Annotated in this window: 16 protein-coding genes; all 16 read right to left on the reverse strand. The window is 48.2% G+C overall.

Features of this window, described 5'->3' with window-relative positions:
• Positions 1 to 204: 204 nt before the first annotated feature.
• Positions 205 to 1068, reverse strand: coding sequence for a transporter substrate-binding domain-containing protein (locus ACI4WN_RS04550; RefSeq protein ID WP_439777163.1), 864 nt, complete (start codon positions 1066 to 1068; stop codon positions 205 to 207).
• Between the two features lie 194 nt (positions 1069 to 1262).
• On the reverse strand, positions 1263 to 1802 hold the full coding sequence (locus ACI4WN_RS04555) for a hypothetical protein (RefSeq protein ID WP_439777164.1): 540 nt from the start codon (positions 1800 to 1802) through the stop codon (positions 1263 to 1265).
• Positions 1803 to 1932: 130 nt separating this feature from the next.
• Entirely contained in the window at positions 1933 to 4158 is a 2226-nt protein-coding gene (locus ACI4WN_RS04560; protein ID WP_439777165.1) for a DEAD/DEAH box helicase, read from the reverse strand.
• An 11-nt stretch (positions 4159 to 4169) separates the two neighbouring features.
• Positions 4170 to 5489, reverse strand: coding sequence for an ATP-binding protein (locus ACI4WN_RS04565; protein ID WP_439777166.1), 1320 nt, complete (start codon positions 5487 to 5489; stop codon positions 4170 to 4172).
• Positions 5489 to 7453 (reverse strand): TerB N-terminal domain-containing protein, encoded by a 1965-nt coding sequence (locus ACI4WN_RS04570; protein ID WP_439777167.1) that lies wholly within the window; start codon positions 7451 to 7453, stop codon positions 5489 to 5491. The genes ACI4WN_RS04565 and ACI4WN_RS04570 overlap by 1 nt, the downstream gene beginning before the upstream one ends.
• 211 nt (positions 7454 to 7664) lie before the next feature.
• Positions 7665 to 8069 (reverse strand): hypothetical protein, encoded by a 405-nt coding sequence (locus tag ACI4WN_RS04575; RefSeq protein ID WP_439777168.1) that lies wholly within the window; start codon positions 8067 to 8069, stop codon positions 7665 to 7667.
• Complete coding sequence (locus tag ACI4WN_RS04580; protein ID WP_439777169.1) at positions 8066 to 8632, reverse strand: UbiX family flavin prenyltransferase; 567 nt, start codon at positions 8630 to 8632, stop codon at positions 8066 to 8068. Before ACI4WN_RS04580 ends, ACI4WN_RS04575 begins: the two co-directional genes overlap by 4 nt.
• 24 nt (positions 8633 to 8656) lie before the next feature.
• Positions 8657 to 10141 carry a UbiD family decarboxylase gene (locus ACI4WN_RS04585; RefSeq protein ID WP_439777170.1) on the reverse strand — a complete coding sequence of 495 codons (1485 nt, stop codon included), beginning with the start codon at positions 10139 to 10141 and terminating at the stop codon, positions 8657 to 8659.
• 78 nt (positions 10142 to 10219) lie between these two features.
• Positions 10220 to 11122, reverse strand: a complete 903-nt coding sequence (locus ACI4WN_RS04590; protein ID WP_439777171.1) for a LysR family transcriptional regulator — start codon at positions 11120 to 11122, stop codon at positions 10220 to 10222.
• 96 nt (positions 11123 to 11218) lie between these two features.
• Complete coding sequence (locus tag ACI4WN_RS04595; RefSeq protein WP_439777172.1) at positions 11219 to 11953, reverse strand: DUF554 domain-containing protein; 735 nt, start codon at positions 11951 to 11953, stop codon at positions 11219 to 11221.
• A gap of 166 nt (positions 11954 to 12119) precedes the next feature.
• Entirely contained in the window at positions 12120 to 12467 is a 348-nt protein-coding gene (gene rplS / locus ACI4WN_RS04600; protein WP_008459843.1) for a 50S ribosomal protein L19, read from the reverse strand.
• Between the two features lie 122 nt (positions 12468 to 12589).
• Positions 12590 to 13321: a tRNA (guanosine(37)-N1)-methyltransferase TrmD gene (gene trmD / locus ACI4WN_RS04605; protein WP_439777173.1), complete on the reverse strand. Its 732-nt coding sequence runs from the start codon at positions 13319 to 13321 to the stop codon at positions 12590 to 12592.
• Positions 13321 to 13824 (reverse strand): ribosome maturation factor RimM, encoded by a 504-nt coding sequence (gene rimM, locus ACI4WN_RS04610; RefSeq protein WP_439777174.1) that lies wholly within the window; start codon positions 13822 to 13824, stop codon positions 13321 to 13323. Before rimM ends, trmD begins: the two co-directional genes overlap by 1 nt.
• Positions 13825 to 13884: 60 nt before the next feature.
• On the reverse strand, positions 13885 to 14157 hold the full coding sequence (rpsP, locus tag ACI4WN_RS04615; RefSeq protein ID WP_002879737.1) for a 30S ribosomal protein S16: 273 nt from the start codon (positions 14155 to 14157) through the stop codon (positions 13885 to 13887).
• 85 nt (positions 14158 to 14242) lie between these two features.
• On the reverse strand, positions 14243 to 15673 hold the full coding sequence (ffh, locus tag ACI4WN_RS04620) for a signal recognition particle protein (RefSeq protein ID WP_439777175.1): 1431 nt from the start codon (positions 15671 to 15673) through the stop codon (positions 14243 to 14245).
• A gap of 5 nt (positions 15674 to 15678) precedes the next feature.
• Positions 15679 to 16020 (reverse strand): YlxM family DNA-binding protein, encoded by a 342-nt coding sequence (ylxM, locus tag ACI4WN_RS04625; protein ID WP_279189689.1) that lies wholly within the window; start codon positions 16018 to 16020, stop codon positions 15679 to 15681.
• Positions 16021 to 16069 lie beyond the last annotated feature (49 nt).

Consider the following 16069-nt stretch of genomic DNA (forward strand, 5'->3'; position numbering starts at 1 on the left):
ATAGACATTATACCAGCCTACTTTTTAAATTTATAGAAGGCAGGCTGTATTTGTCGTACCCTAAATTAGATATTTGAACAGATTTCCCCGTATCTCTTTTCCATTTAGACGCACATTAAAAAATAAAATTGCCTAAAATCGTTAATATCACTTGACTTAGAGTAGAAAAAAGCTTTAGGAAATTTCCTAAAGCTTTTTCGTTTGCTATTGAATTTTTACCTTTTGACTTTCAGCTTCTTTAATGCCAAAGCCGGAAACCTTGCCAAACCACTTCCGAACCAGCTTGTCGTAGGTGCCGTCGGCTCTCAAGTTCTTCAAGGCCTTGTTGATGGCGCGGCGCATGTCGTCTTGGCCCTTTTCAAGCCCGATCCCATATGGTTCTTGGGCTAAGGAGGCCTTGGTCAGGGTAAACTGCGGGCTGTCAGCGATCAAACCGGCTAAGATCCCGTCATCATCAATCATGACGTTCCCTTGCCCCGCCTTCAAGGCGTTAAAGGCGGAACCATAGTCGTCAAACTGCTTGACTGAGGCCTTAGGTGCCAGCTTAGCCACTTGGTTGGGCACGTCAGTCCCCTTAATGGCGATGACGACCACGCCCTTGTGGTTTAAGTCAGCAACAGTTCTAATCTTGCTGGTCTTCTTTACGATCATCGATTCATTAGCCGCAAAGTAGACATCGGAAAAGTCAACAACCTTCATCCGCTCTTTGGTAATCGTCATCGTGGAGATAACCGCGTCAAGGGAGCCATTGTGAAGCAGAGTGATTCTGGTTTTTTCCGTAATTGGTCTAAACACGGCCTTGCCCTGCTTGCCCAAGACCTGCTTGGTGATGGCCGTTGCCAGGTCGATCTCAAAACCTTCGATTTTCCCGGTCTTGATATTGGTTAAACCGAACAATTTCGTGTCTGGCCGCACGCCCCAGATGATCTGATTATCCCGCTTGGCCCTGGCCAGGTTATTGGTCGTTTGGCTAGAGCAAGCTGTTAATGCGCCTAAGCTGAGAAAAATCATCAAGCTGGCGGCAAGAATTTTCAGGTACTTTTTAATGGAGTAGCGATGTTTATTCATGACTTTTCATCTTTCTATCATTTCAAATACTCTTAATATTATACCTGAATTCTAACAGAAATTGTTTTATTTAAGTTAAAAAGTCACTTTCTTTACTTTATTAACTTTAAAAAGGTTTTCTCTTTAAAAAGTTAGCTTTTCTCCTATATTAAGGAAATTTAGACCAATTTTACCTGATTAAAGCTTAATAAAAATTAACCGTAATCCACGTTCCGCATCTTTTGCCAGAGCTTGGAAAGCGGCTTCCCCGCGATTTCAAAGCTTAGCAGCTGGTCGAGGTCCTTAAACTTTTTGATTTCAAGACGCTCTTTCCCCTCTTCTTGAACCCGGTAGGTCAGCTGGCGGTAAACGCACTGGTCACTGTTGTCCCCCAGGTTAAAGGCAGTATTGCCTAAGGAAAATTGAATCTCGCAGCCATCTTCAATAGCCTGAACAAATTCTTCCAGGCTTTCAAACTGTACGTTCCAAGCTGCTACTTCGCTCATCTGCTCCCAGCAGTCGGCTAAGTCTTGCCCATCAATCTGGCAGGTCATGAATTCCTCCGTATTGGCAAAATCTTGGCTGCGATCGGGATCATCGCAGTCAATCAGCGTCTTGCTTTCTGGCGTAGCTGGATTGCCATCATCGACTAAGAGCCATTGATGGCCACCCAGCTTAAAATGTATTTCATCACTGTCATCAGCAGCACTTTCTAATTCCTGAAAACTGGAAATTGGATGTTTGGTTACTGACATATAAACGATACAAGTTCCTTTCTGAAGTTACAAATTTAATATTCAATCAAAAAAATTGATCAAGATATTAGTCTGATTTTTATAGTCAATTATACAACATTTGGAAAGCAAAAAGGAATGACAAAAACTGTCATTCCGGTAAATTCTCGATGCACTCCCGCATGCTCGCGAGATCCAGCACGCTTTCAGCGAATTCTTTTTTTACTAATTCTTCTGGCAGGAAGTCATCGTATTTGTCAAAATACGGGACTTCTTTGGGGTAAAGGAGGTCCAGCGGATCAAAGTCCTTCGCTGCTTCTTCTTTTAGTACCCGGTAAAAGTCTTCCTCACTGGCATCCATGGTGAATTGCATGTAATAAGGCCGCACGGAGTCAAACTTGTTGATGCCTAACCGGCTGGCACATTTGAGCCGGATAAAGCGCTCTAAGGCCAAAAATGCATATGACCCCGTCCAAGGGAAGAAGCAGTAGCTTTTTCTACCTAAAGATATCAATTGCCGCTCTGGCAGACCCGCGTGGTGAGCTAATTCCCGCGTCTCATCAAGGCGGACATGGGCATTTTTCATCAGGTAAGGATATTGCTTATCTTCAGCCAAAATCCGCCGCATTCGCTGCAAGATTTTTGGGTGAATCTCCCCCGCCACGTCTCCAAAGTAGGCCGGAATCCGGCCCTTAACCTGGTGCACGTAGACCTGGTGGCGTTTCCGGTCGATTTCTTCGACCACCCAGACATGGCCGGCAATGGCCACCTTCTCGCCAACCGGAGGCGGCTTAACCACCGTGCCGAGTTCGACGTTTTCGGCATGAACGCTGAATTCTTCATTTTCCTGGAAAACGGCGTAAAACTTAAAGTTATTGACTACCCGCTCCCCGGCCAGCCCCACGATCAAGTGGCCGTTGTCTAAGAGCTGGATATGGTCAATCTTGATCAGGTGCCGGAGCAAGGTTTTATAGTCTTCTTGGCTGACCCACTTAAAGTAGGTCAAAGTCAAAACTTTTTGGGCCAATTCTGACGGCGCCATCTCCCCGCCAGAAGCCAGAATGCTCATGGTCTGGTGGTAAAGCAGGCTGTATGGTAGGTAGTGGTCTTTGGGCGGCTCCACCCAGCGCTCTTCTAGATAAAGCTGGACTAGTGCAATGCCTTGAAGTAGCGACCAAGGAATCAAGCTGGGCAAGACGGCCCGGCTTTCTGGGTAGTCTTCCCGCATGACGAACCACATCTCAGCCGGATTGTTCCGTCTGCCCGTCCGCCCCATTCTTTGCAAAAAGCCTGACACGGTAAAAGGCGCCTCAATTTGAAAAGCCCGCTCCAATTGCCCAACGTCAATGCCCAGTTCCAAGGTGGCGGTTGCGCAAGTCGTTAAATTTACAGAGTCATCCTTCATCTCTTCTTCAGCGCTTTGCCGGACAGCTGAAGACAGGTTGCCATGGTGGATCATGAAACGGTCTGGCTCCCCCCGCACTTCGCAGTACTGGCGCAAAACCTGGCAGACTGCCTCGCACTCTTCCCGGCTGTTGGTGAAGACCAGGCACTTTTTCCCGCGGGTATGCTCAAAGATATAGGCCATGGCTGGATCCGCCATTTCTGGAGCCTGGTCACTCTTAGGAGCAAGCGGGGCTTGGGCCGCTGGCTCGGTCCCATCAGAAGCTTGGGGACCACTCTTATAAAACTGCTCCATGGACAGGCGCCATTTCTGCGGTGCACTGGCCACTTGCGGAATGGTGGTCCGGTGGCCTGATCCTTGTCCCAAAAACTGTCCCGTTTTCTTGGGATCACCGATAGTCGCTGACAAGCCGACTCTTCTAGGCGTAACGCCGGCCAGGCGGTTTAGCCGCTCTAACAAGCAGAAGGTCTGCCCGCCCCGGTCACTTCTTAAAAAGGAGTGGAGCTCATCAATGACGACAAAGCGTAAATCGCCAAATAAAGATGGAATATCGGCATGCTTGTTCAAGAGCAGCGACTCCAAGGATTCTGGCGTGATCTGTAAGACCCCGCTAGGGTGCTTCATCAACTTTCTTTTTTGACTGGAAGAAACGTCACCGTGATAGCGCCAAATATTAATATCGGTCCCTTCGCAGAGTTCAGTTAGCCGTTCATACTGATCATTGATCAGGGCCTTTAACGGCGCAATGTAGAGGCAGCCAACTGACTGGGGTGGGGCTTTTTCCAAGACGCTTAAAATTGGGAAAAAAGCCGCCTCCGTCTTGCCTGAAGCCGTTGCGGCTGACAAGAGCACATTATGATCCGTATTAAAAATTAAATCTGCGGCTGCCGTTTGGATCGGCCGCAGTTCGCCCCAGCCCCGGCTATAGATATAGTCCTGGATAAAGGGAGCGTACTGGCTAAAGACATCCATCTCAGCATCCCCTAAATGGTAAATTCGGCAAAATTGCTCTCGCCATCATCTGAATCATCTTGGTCTTCTGTCAAGTATTGGTCTGACCCCATTAAATCCGCAATCTTTTGATCAGGATTTTGCATGGCCAGGTCCAAAAGCTCAATAAAGTCCCGGATGATTTCTCTTGGCGTGATCTTGCGCTCAGCCCCCACCCGGCCATATTCCAGCTTAATAAAGTCGGCTAGGTCATCTTCGGTAACCTTTTTGTCATAGCCATAAAGCCCTGCATGCATGTCGGCTAATTTTTCCACCAGAATCAGCATCTCTTCCGGCGTTAAGGGCTCGAGGTGAATGACCGGTGCATTCAGGTCTCGCTTGCCTTCTTTAGAAAACTTGCCTTCTGCTAACCGGGACCTCAAGGCCTCATAAGAATAAACGCCCCGGCGCCGGTCTTCAACCGCTTGCGGGGTCGCCCCCATCAAGATGCCCAGGTACTTGGCCTTGCCCTGCATAGCGTCGTTATACATGGTCAAGAGCTTCTCATAGTTGTATTGGCGAGAAATTGCATTTGGAATCTTATAGAGGTTGACCAGCTCGTCGATCATGACAAAAAGACCACTATAGCCGGCTTGTCTAAAGAAGACAGCAAACAGCTTCAGGTAGTCATACCAGTCATCGTCAGAAATGATGATGTTGACGCCCAAGTCAGCACGCGCTTCGCTCTTGAGCCGGTATTCGCCTCTAAACCACTTCACGACCTTGCCCTTGCTGTCCTCATCGCCGCTAACGTAAGCGTCATAATAGCGAATCAAGAGCTTAGCAAAGTCAAAGCCATGCACCATTTCGTTTAAGCCTAAGACCTGTTCTTGAATCTTCTTAGCAACGGTTTGGTTAAAGTTAGGCGAGTCATATGGCAATTCCTGCGCTACTTCCGTTTGGACCTGGTTAATCCAGCGGTCCAAGATCAAGGTCAAGGCCCCGCCTTCTGGCCGGGTCTTAGTGGCCAAATTTTGGATCAGCTCACGGTAAGTGGCTAGCCCCTGCCCCTTTGACCCATGCAGGCGCCTTTCAGGCGACAGGTCGCCGTCAGCCACGATAAAATTCTTGTCCATCACATAGTTTCTGATCGTTTGCAGCAAAAAGCTCTTCCCAGAGCCATACTGGCCGACGATAAAGCGAAAAGAGGCTCCGCCTTCTGAAACTAAATCCACGTCTTGCAAAAGCGCATCGATTTCAGCCTTGCGGCCCACGGTAATATAGGGCAGACCGATGCGGGGCACGACCCCACCTTTCAAAGAGTTAATTACGGTTTGCGCGATTCTTTTGGGCACGCGTCTTTTCTTTTCCACTATGCTTCCTCGATTCCTAAAATTGCTAATAAGTCTGGCCGGTAATCATCAATAATTTCAGCATTGTCCCCGTCACTGTCAATGACCGTGTCGCCGATTTCGTCAAAAAGCTTGTCGTTGATGCCATCAACCAGCACTGACAAAAAGAGGTGATTCTGCTTCAGCAAAGGCTGATAGTCCTCTCCCTTGACCAGGTCCAGCAAAAAGCTGACTTCGATTGGGCTTAAGCCATAGTCATTTTCTGCTTTTTCAACTGTTTGTTTATCTGGCTCAACATCAGTTATTTCTACTGCTTCAGATTTTTCTTTCTGAACTGGCTTTTCCTTTACTGCTATATCTTTGGCTTCATTGGCTTCCTCAGCCTTTCTGCTTTCTTCAGCCTCTAATTCTTTCTCTTCTTCAGTCAGCAAATTGTCCCGGGTCACCGAAGCATCCGCCCGGATCTGGCTCAGTTTAGACAAGTCCAGGTCAATCTTGGGCCGGCTGGCTGCTTTTTGCTCAGCCAAAAAGACATTTATGCCCTTTTTTAGGGCTTCTAGATAGGCAGGTGGCACCGACTTTTCCTTGAGCTTACGTCCTAAATGAAGTGCATCCCTTAACAAGCGGTCAAATTCATGGACAAAGGCTCGCAAAAGCCGTCTTTGCTGTTGGCTGGGCCAGTATTGACTCACCTGCCACTGGCCGCCTTGACAGAGATAAGTAATCCCGCCTGGCAAGGCGATTTCCGCTTCTTGCACGGGGCTTGGACTATAAAAAGTCACCTCGTTAAACAGGGTCATCGGAACGGCCAGCTTTTGCCCAACCATGGTCTCGAGCAGGTCATATGGCCCCTCTCTTAAGGCCTGCCAAACCAGTTCCAGCGCCCGGTAAAACTTCTCAGGATCTTTTTTCAGCAAGGGGTTGGCCTTAGGCTGATAAGACGACAAGGTGCAGAGGGCCTGATACAGCTCACTCCCTGGCGTGTCTTTTTGCAGCAATGCTTGATAGATTTCTCCCCGCTTAATTTCACTGGTAAACAGCTGCTCGATTGCTTGTTGGGGGAAGGCGTAATAGACCATGTAATTTTGCAGAAGGTGCTTTTGCTGCCAAGAAGTAATCAAATTGCTCTTTTTAGCCATTTGCTTAAAAAGACGATTTAATTGCTCTAGCCCTTCTTCTTGATTCTTGACCCCAATCTGGCAGACCAGCTCGCTTTCTAGCAGATAATAATAGGCGTCTTGGCCTGGTTCTGCCTCCCCATTGCGAAAATGCGTCCGCCAGGTAAAATAGCCGCGCAGCTGCTTGGGGGTCAGGTCATGGTAGACCGGCCGGGTTTTCACGACGGTGCCAGCATAAGGGCATTCGTCCTCATAATCGGCCATTAGCTGGCCTTGGCAGTAAAAGTTGATCTCGCGCCTTTTGGCTGGGGGTGCTTGATAGTCATAGGCTTCCTGCATCTGCTTGATCCGGGCTGGAACTTCATTTTTTTCCTGCAGGCGGTTATGGTCGCTAGCCTGGATAAAGTCAGCTCTTGCCGGAATTTTTTCAGACTTGTACTCTTTTTCTGAAAGCTGACTCTGGTCGCCAGTTTCCGGCAACAAGACAATGTTTTCTTGTTCATGGACTTTTTCTGATCTTGGTGCCCTTCTTACCGGTTGCCCCGCCTGAAAGGCGGAATCGATGGTTTTATACAAAAAGGCTTCGTCCAGATCAGGACTGGTCAGATCCACCCGGACCCAGCCCGGATCTTGCATGAACTGGCTTGGGCCAAAAGCGGGCCGACTGGCAAAAAAGCGGGCAAGAGAACCCAGTTTCAGCTCCATGGCTTCTTCTACCTTGTCCCCTTTTTCTTTAAAAAGGAGGCCGAAACTTTCAGAAGCTCCCGGTGCGATCAGCGCGGCTAGGGAACTGGACTGGTTGCTGATAAATTCAATCTCGATCCCATATTTTCTTGTTAAGTAGTCAGTCAGATCCGCCAGCTTCATCGATTCACCCCATTTTTACGTCTTGCTCAATCTTAGCAACAAACATTATAACACATCTTCTTAGAGAATTTCGAACGCTTGTTCAAGAAGTTGAAAGCAACTCTTACATAAATAGAAAAAAGAAAATCTGTCCTCCTAACTTGGTTAGAAAGACAGATTTTTCTCTTGTAATCTAAAGTTTTGACGATTGCTTAGAAAATTACTTAGAAGACTATTTGAAATGTGAGGTATATTGCGGATCTCTAAAGTTGCCGGATTCTTTTGCCAGCCAAGCTGCTACCTGCTCAGCCAATTTTTCGGTCATAACGGGAGCAGCCTTGATCTGCTCTTGGCTGATCCCATCGATGTGGACCCCAGCTGTGAGGTTCAAGTTGCCAGGCAAGGTCTGTTTGATTTTTTCAAAGAAGACCCGGGCAATGATAATATCCTTATGGTAGCGGCCATCATGGCTATAGTAGTTGACCTCGGTCTTTTCACCGCTCGCTTTATCGTAGCAAAGCACGCTGCCGACGTGTGGCAAGTCCCCGCCATAAAGCAAAACGACTAGGTCCCGGTTGAGCCGGTGAACGACCGCGGTAATGGTATAGCCCGCCATGGAAACTTTAAACTGCTTCACTGTTTCTCGCCCCATCTTTTCGCGTAATCTCCTTCAATCCCTAAATTATCCAGCAAGCGCATGTTGGTCTGGTCGATCAAGTCTTGAATGGTCTTTGGTCGGCCGTAAAATGAAGGAATTGCCGGAATAATCTGCACGCCTAATTTGGCGAGTTTTAACAGATTTTCCAGGTGGATGGCCGATAGCGGCGTCTCCCGCGGCATCAAGATCAGCTTCTTTTGTTCCTTGATCATGACCCCGCTGGCCCGCATGATCAGGTCTAAGTCCAGGCCATAGCAGATACCAGCGACCGTCTTCATGCTGGCCGGTGCTACCACCATAGCGTCGACGCGAAAAGAGCCGCTAGAAATAGCAGAAGCCAGATTGCTGTTGTCTTCCACATGGTCAGCCAGGGCTTCCACGTCTGCCAGCTGCCAGTCCGTTTCGATCTGGATATTTTTCTTGGCCCAGTCGCTCATGACCAGCCAGGTTTCGACATCACTTTGTTCATGCAATTTTTGCAAAAGGTCAATGCCGTAAATGGAGCCGCTAGCGCCGGTAATCGCCACAATAATTCTCTTCATTTTCTACCTATTCATTATTCTGCTTTACTTTAAATATTTTTCCCAGTCTGGCACTTCCTTGAAGTGGGCTCTTTCAAACTGGTCCTTCATGTCAAATGGCACAGTCCCGTCGATAACGGTCTTTGAGCTCATCCCGCGGAAGCGGATGGACTTAGGGTCGTATTCTGGCCGCTCGGAAGGATCCAGTGGGTGGTTCCGCATCCCGGACAAGACCATGATGTCCTGGTCACCTTGAAAGCGCGTATTCATGGTCCAAACGACGTCGTTCATGTCAAAAATGTCCACGTCCTCGTCAACCAGCCAGACCGTCTTTAATTCCTTGAAGGCAGAAAAGGCTAAGATCGCTGCTTGTCTTTGGATCCCTTCGTCAGCTTCATTGTCCTTGTGGATCTGCATGATGGTCATCAACTTGCCCCCGCCAGCTGGTGGGTTATAAACGTTAACCACCTTGCCCGGGATGGCCTTGTCAACCAGCTCCAAAATCGAGGCTTCGGTTGGGATGCCGGCCATGGAAACGTGCTCTTCACTTGGCCCAATGACGCTTTGCATGATTGGGTTGACCTTGCGGTGGGTAACCGCCTTAACCTTTACCAGGTTAACGGCTGGGTTGGCATCACCGTTGTAGCCAGGGAATTCTGGCATGGCGTGGCCAGTGTGGGTGTTGATGTCCTCCACGATGGTTTCATTTGGCATGATTTCTGCTTCGATGACGTATTCAGCCCGGGCCAAGGCTTGTTCATCAACCGTAATCCCGTCAACCAGCTGCACTGGTTCTTGGCGAAGCGCCCCAGCAACATCCAGCTCGTCATAGCCAAGCGGAGTGGTTGGCGGCTCAAAAGTCGCCCCAATGGTCACGGTTGGATCTAGGCCAATGTTGATGGTGATTGGCATTGGCTTGTTCAGCTTTTCAAATTCCTTTTGGAAGTGGCCAATGTGGCGGCCGCCGGGCATGATATACATCCCCATAGTATCTTTGCCCTCGATGCAGATCCGGTGGATGGTCACGTCAGTCATGGACTTGTCCGGCATAGACCCTTTAACTAGGCCGCAAGTAATGTAAGGACCAGCATCGTATTCAGTGTTGGTTGGGGCTGGCACCAGCTTTCTTAAGTCAAAATCTGGGTCGCTGGCCAAATGAACCACCTCTTGCACTGGTGCTTCTTCTTTAGGAACAACAATTGGATGAACGGGATTTTCTACCGCATCCTTCAAGTAGCGGCCCAAAGTTTTCCAGTCATGGTGGAGCATCTTGCCCACACGCTTACGTGAAGCCATCAGCCCAATCAAGACCCGAGTGTTGGCAAAGCCCTTAACGTTATTGAACATCATGGCTGGGCCTTCTTTGGTTGGCCGCTCTACCGTGCCGCCGGCCCCAATGTAGCGGTAGACGCCAGAAATTTCGGCATCTGGGTCAACTTCAACGTCGGTTTCATGATAGTTAGCTGGATCATCTGCTAATTCGCGCAGCACCTTGCGCAGGTCCCAAGGATCAGTAATTTTTTCTGCCATAACTTTACTCCTTTAATCTTCAATTTCCTTAATTGTAGAGCGAATCAATTAAAGCAACAATTCAATCTCAATAGTGATTTATTCCGCTTTGGAATTATTATCGTCTTTTAGACTGTCTGCCATTTCCTGCCAAAAAAGATTTTGCACCTGGTTGTGCTTGCCCTTTTTTCTAACTAGGTAAAGGGTACTTGTAATCTTTTCTGCAAGCGGAACTTTCGTGAGACCCGCTAATTGGCTGTCCGGGATTGCCTTGTCCATCAAAACTGCAACGCCTAAGCCTTCTTTGACCATTTGTAATATGGCATCGACCCGTTCGCCCTGGTAAGAAAATTCCGGCTCAAAGCCGGCTTGCCGGCAGGCTTCTTGGACGACCGACTTGACTTTAGTTTTGGCGCTTAAAGTTAAAAAGTTCTCGTATTTCAGATCAGTCAGCGAAACGAAATTTTTTAGAGCAAAGCGGGAGTGGTCACTGACCAAGACCACCAGAGGATCTGCTTCAAAGGCTAAATATTCATCTCCCGGGTTAAAGTCTTCATGCCACTTGCGGATAAAGAGGAGGTCCTGGGGATGCCGCAGCTCGTGCTTCAAGTTAACGGATTCGTCTTCATGAAAATTGAGGTCAACTTCTGGATGCTGGTGCAAAAATTGGGTCGCCAGCTTGAAAAAGCGGTAGTTAGTCATAGTTGGGATCGCGTAAAGCTCTAGGCTATTCTCCTCTTCTTGCCGGCACTGATCAGCTTGATCTAAGAGCTCTTGGTAGATTGCGATCTCCTGTTGGGCATAGGGCAAAAGGCAGTGGCCGGCCTTGGTCAGGCGAACTGAGCGATTATTTCTTGCAAACAGCTTGAGTCCAAGCTCTTTTTCTAAAGAGGCGATCTGCTTTGACACCGTCCCTTGGGTTAAAAAGAGCTCATCGGCACTTTGCGAAAAACTAAGAGTCTTTGCTAATGAGACAAAGGTTTGCAGCTTGCTGATTTCCATTTTTTCTTCCATCCATTAATTTCAGTTATTGATGTTTCAATTATAAAAGAAAAAGCCTTAACTGTTTCTGAGTCCAGTCAAGACTTTTACCAAAACTTAAGCACCTAAGGCCTTCATGATCACGTTGACCCAGAACCAGGAAAAAGGCATGACCAGGATCATGGCCGGGATCATATCGGCTATTGGGAAGTTCTTAATCTTCGCCATTCTAAAACCAGTGGCTAGCATCAAAAAGCCCCCGCAAGCCTTGAAGTCGGTAATCATGGTTGCGTTAGTCAAAGGCAAGATAAATTGGGCCAAGATGAAGAGCAAGAATAAGACAATGAATTGCGGCACAGCAACCAGGCTGACTACGTAGCCCAGGTTGCAGGCAAAGATAGCTGCCGTAAAGAGGTCCAAGATGGCTTTAGAGAACAAAATGGAGTTGTCCCCAGTCATCCCGGCCGTTAGTGAGCCGTAAATCCCGGTCCCGCTGGCGCAAAAGAGCACGATGCTGGTCACCAATTGGTTGACAAATTCATCATGGCTGAGGCCTAATTTTTCAGCTGGGAAGTGCTTGCTGATTGGGGCCTGCATGGCCATGGCCCCCTTGTTGAACCAAGCGCCCAAATGGCAGACCAGGCCAATGGCCGTCCCCAAGATTAAAGCAAAAATGACAGCGGGCATATTTTTCATCGGGGCAATGGCCATAACCCCCATCCCCATGGAAGAAACCCCGAAAATCAAATTCAAATCACGTTTAAAATCATCGCTAAGCAAATGACCGCCAGCTGCCCCTAAAAGGCCACCAATTAAGACTGACGCTGCATCGACGATTGCACCTGTTGGCATATGAAATTCCTCCTTAAATTGTTATATTTAAGTTAACAAAGACTTAGATGTAAAACAATTCAAATCGCCAGGGGAATTATTCTAAAAAGGAATTGCCACTGTACTAATTTTCGAAGAAAAAATAAAAAAGCCTGCTTCCAAATGGAAGCAGACTTTTTGCCGTCGATTAACGACGACGTTCTGCGATACGAGCAGCCTTACCGCTACGAGTCCGCAGGTAGTAAAGCTTAGCGCGGCGTACCCGGCCGTGGCGAGTAACTTCAACCTTAGCAACACGTGGAGTGTTAACTGGGAAAGTCCGTTCAACGCCAACGCCTGAAGCGATCTTACGAACAGTGTAAGTAGCACCGATGCCAGTGCCCTTCTTCTTGATTACGACACCTTCGAAGATCTGAATACGTTCGTGAGTACCTTCAACAACACGTACGTGAACACGAACAGTGTCCCCAGCACGGAAGTCAGGCATATCGTCACGAAGTTGTTCTTTAGTCAATTCTTGAATTAATGGATCCATTATGTTTCTCCTTCTACGGCATTCATCAACCTTTTTGCGGCCAGCGGAACACCCCTAATCTTTTGTTGAAATACCAACTTCTATATAGTAGCAGATTTAAAAAGTCAGCGCAAGATTTTTTCTTATTTTTCTGAATCGGCAATTTCAGCCTTGATGTCAGCTAACATATGCTTTTCTTCTTTAGTTAGCTCTCGGCCCTCCAGCATGTCTGGCCGGTGCAGGTATGTCGCCTTTAAGGCTTGGTAGTGCCGCCATTCAGCGATCTTGCCATGGTTGCCGGACAAGAGGATGTCAGGCACCTTTTGCCCTTCAAAATCAGCTGGACGGGTATATTGCGGATATTCCAATAAGCCATCTGAAAAAGATTCTTCCACCGCCGACATGGCATTGCCCAAGATCCCAGGCAAGAGCCGCACGGTGGCGTCGATCATGGACATGGTCGGCAGTTCGCCGCCAGTTAAGACGTAGTCGCCAATTGACACTGCTTCGTCTGCCAGGTCATAGACCCGCTGGTCAAAGCCCTCAAAGTGGCCGCAGATAAAGGTCAGATTCTCTTCTTTGGACCATTCCTGAGCCATCTGCTCATTAAAAGTCTTGCCCTGAGGCGCAGTGATGATAACCTTGCCCTTATTTTCTAAAGATTCTAGAGCCGCCTTGATGGGCATGATTTGGAGGACCATCCCAGCCCCGCCCCCATATGGCGTGTCGTCAACCGAGGCATGGGGTCTAGTTGAAAAATCGCGGAAGTTGACCAGGTTTAGTTCCCACTTGCCATCTTCTTGCCCGCGCCCAAGCAAAGACACCTGCAAGGGGGTAAACATTTCTGGAAACAGGGTCAAAACATTGATCTTCACTATCTTAAGCCCTCCATCAATTGTACCCGTACTACTTTTTGCTCAATATCAACGCTCTTGACCACATCCGGAATATAAGGGATCCAAAACTTCTTCCCATTTTCTTCCGTAACTTCCCAAATGTCGTTGGCACCTGGGGCTTCAATGTCAGTCAGTTCACCAATCTTATCGCCCTGTTCATCGTCAACGACCGTGCAGCCTAAAAGGTCCCGGTAGTAATATACCCCATCTGGCAATTCGCCTTGGTCTTCTTCACTGACAACCAGTTCTTGCCCCTTCACCTTCTCGGCTTCATCAATCCCGGGAATTTCGTTAAAAGTTACCAGCCAAAACTGCTTAAAGGGCCGACCAGACTTAACCGTTACTTCTTGGCGATTGGGCCCTAGGTACAGTCTTGAGCCTTCAGCAAACCGGTCTTCTGGAAAGTCAGTTGTGATCGCCACCTTAACTTCGCCCTTTAAGCCGTGCGTTGCCACGATCTTGCCCACGTTGTAGTAGTTCATCGTTATCTTGATCCTTTTCAATAAAAAAAGTTTGAAGCGCGTGCCTCAAACTTTCTCCAATTACTTGTTGTACTTTTCGTCGTGCAACTTAGCCATCAAGCCAGCGCCTGACAGAAGTGAACGAACAGTGTCTGAAGGTTGTGCACCCTTCTTCAGCCATTCAAAGATCTTGTCTTCGTCCAGCTTCAATTCCTTTGGTTGTGAAACTGGGTTGTAGTAACCAACTTCTTCGATGAAGCGGCCATCACGTGGAGCACGTGAATCTGCTACAACGATACGGTAAAATGGCTTTCTCTTGGCACCCATACGGCGCATACGAATCTTAACTGACATTATGTGTCCTCCTAAATTTCAATAGTTATACTATAGCACGGAAAAAAGGCCCTGTAAAGTATTTTTCCTTAACAGTTTCAAAAAATTAGGAGTGGAAGCGCTTGACCTTCTTCAGTCGCTTAGCCTTTTTCTTCTTAAAGCTCTTGCCCATCTTCCGCATGGCCATCTTGGCCATTGGGGAGTTCATCCCTGGCAATTTTTCTAGATCCTTGAAGTTGCCCTTAGTAACCTTGGACATCATGTCCTTGGCCACCTTGAATTCCTTGATCATCCGGTTGACTTCTACGATTGGCACCCCGCTCCCGGCAGCGATTCGGCGCCGGCGGCTTGGGTTCAGCAGGCTTTCATCTTCTCTTTCTGCTGGAGTCATGGAGTAGACGATAGCCTTGGTATGGGCGATCTGCTTTTCGTCAATGGACATGTTCTTTAATTGCGGGTTGTTGGCCATGCCTGGAATCATCTTCATGATTTCGTCCAGCGGCCCCATCTTTTGCACCTGCTCTAACTGGTCAATAAAGTCGTTAAAGTCAAAGGTGTTTTCTCGCATCTTTTGGGCAACCTTTTCGGCTTGCTTGGCGTCATAGTCTTGCTGAGCCTTTTCAATCAAGGTCAGCATATCCCCCATGCCAAGGATTCTGGAAGCCATCCGGTCTGGGTGGAAGACTTCAAGATCGGTCAATTTTTCGCCTTGACCAGTGAAGAGGATTGGCTTGCCGGTTACGGCTCTAATGGACAAGGCGGCCCCGCCGCGGGTGTCCCCGTCCAGCTTGGTCAAGATGATGCCGGTGATGTCCAGACGGTCATTAAAGCCTTGAGCTACGCCAGTTGCAGCTTGCCCGGTCATGGCGTCAACCACCAAGAGGATGTTGTCTGGGTGGGCCACCGCCTTGACTTCTTCCAGTTCCTTCATCAAAGGTTCATCGATTTCCAATCGCCCGGCCGTGTCGATGATGACGTAGTCGTTGCGGTGCTTGGCAGCTTCGGCTAAACCGGCTTCCACGATCTTGGCAACGTTCTTTTCATTTAAGTCGCTGTAAACTGGAACTTCCAGCTTTTCCCCGATCTGCTTGAGCTGGTCGATGGCAGCTGGCCGGTAGATGTCGCCCGCAATCAAAAATGGCCGGGCCTTTTCTTCCTTCATCAGGCGGTAGGCCAGCTTCCCAACCGTGGTGGTCTTACCAGTACCCTGCAGACCGACCATCATGATGATGGTTGGGATGTGCGGCGCCTTGTTTAAGCTAACCGCCTCTTCCCCCATCATCTTTGTCAATTCTTCGTTAACGATCTTGATGACCTGCTGACCTGGGGTCAGTGATTCTTGGACTTCTTGGCCCAGAGCCCGCTTTTTGATGGTCTTGATAAAGTCCTTAACGACTTTAAAGTTAACGTCGGCTTCTAAGAGGGCCAGACGGATTTCTCTAGAAGCGGCGTTAATGTCGTCTTCAGAAATCTTGCCCTTGCCAGTCAGGTTGCGCAGGGCTTTTTGCAATCGTTCGCTTAAATTTTCAAATGCCATTTATTTTATTCTCCTCTAACCAGCCGCAAGAGGGCTTGCAGCTGCTGTTTCGTGCCGGCTACATCATCATCGTCTAGACAAGCTTCTGCATTTTCTAGTCCAGCTTCAATTTGGCCAAAAGTGGTCAAGAGCTGCAGCTTGGCTTCATATTTCTCCAGCGCCTTGGTGCTTCTTTTCAAATTGTCATAGACCGCAGCTCTTGAAACCTGATGATTGTCGGCAATTTCACCTAGTGAAAGGTCGTCATAATAATAATCTTCAAAATATTCTTGCTGCCCACTGGTTAGCAAGCTGCCATAGAGGGCGTATAAATCGCCCAGGGCTTCGTTTTTGCTTAGTTCATCCATCTTTTTCACCTGGATATAAGTATATCAAAAAGTAGCCGGTCCATAAAGA

It is taken from the genome of Lactobacillus sp. (genome assembly GCF_051893255.1).
Classification (GTDB): Bacteria; Bacillota; Bacilli; order Lactobacillales; family Lactobacillaceae; genus Lactobacillus.

What these genes read in the sequence shown, in the direction of transcription:
- ACI4WN_RS04550 (WP_439777163.1), bottom strand. Translation starts at nt 1,068, where the DNA reads ATGAATAAACATCGCTACTCCATTAAAAAGTACCTGAAAATTCTTGCC.
- ACI4WN_RS04555 (WP_439777164.1), bottom strand. Translation starts at nt 1,802, where the DNA reads ATGTCAGTAACCAAACATCCAATTTCCAGTTTTCAGGAATTAGAAAGT.
- ACI4WN_RS04560 (WP_439777165.1), bottom strand. Translation starts at nt 4,158, where the DNA reads ATGGATGTCTTTAGCCAGTACGCTCCCTTTATCCAGGACTATATCTAT.
- ACI4WN_RS04570 (WP_439777167.1), bottom strand. Translation starts at nt 7,453, where the DNA reads ATGAAGCTGGCGGATCTGACTGACTACTTAACAAGAAAATATGGGATC.
- ACI4WN_RS04580 (WP_439777169.1), bottom strand. Translation starts at nt 8,632, where the DNA reads ATGAAGAGAATTATTGTGGCGATTACCGGCGCTAGCGGCTCCATTTAC.
- ACI4WN_RS04585 (WP_439777170.1), bottom strand. Translation starts at nt 10,141, where the DNA reads ATGGCAGAAAAAATTACTGATCCTTGGGACCTGCGCAAGGTGCTGCGC.
- ACI4WN_RS04590 (WP_439777171.1), bottom strand. Translation starts at nt 11,122, where the DNA reads ATGGAAATCAGCAAGCTGCAAACCTTTGTCTCATTAGCAAAGACTCTT.
- ACI4WN_RS04595 (WP_439777172.1), bottom strand. Translation starts at nt 11,953, where the DNA reads ATGCCAACAGGTGCAATCGTCGATGCAGCGTCAGTCTTAATTGGTGGC.
- rplS (WP_008459843.1), bottom strand. Translation starts at nt 12,467, where the DNA reads ATGGATCCATTAATTCAAGAATTGACTAAAGAACAACTTCGTGACGAT.
- rimM (WP_439777174.1), bottom strand. Translation starts at nt 13,824, where the DNA reads ATGAACTACTACAACGTGGGCAAGATCGTGGCAACGCACGGCTTAAAG.
- rpsP (WP_002879737.1), bottom strand. Translation starts at nt 14,157, where the DNA reads ATGTCAGTTAAGATTCGTATGCGCCGTATGGGTGCCAAGAGAAAGCCA.
- ffh (WP_439777175.1), bottom strand. Translation starts at nt 15,673, where the DNA reads ATGGCATTTGAAAATTTAAGCGAACGATTGCAAAAAGCCCTGCGCAAC.
- ylxM (WP_279189689.1), bottom strand. Translation starts at nt 16,020, where the DNA reads ATGGATGAACTAAGCAAAAACGAAGCCCTGGGCGATTTATACGCCCTC.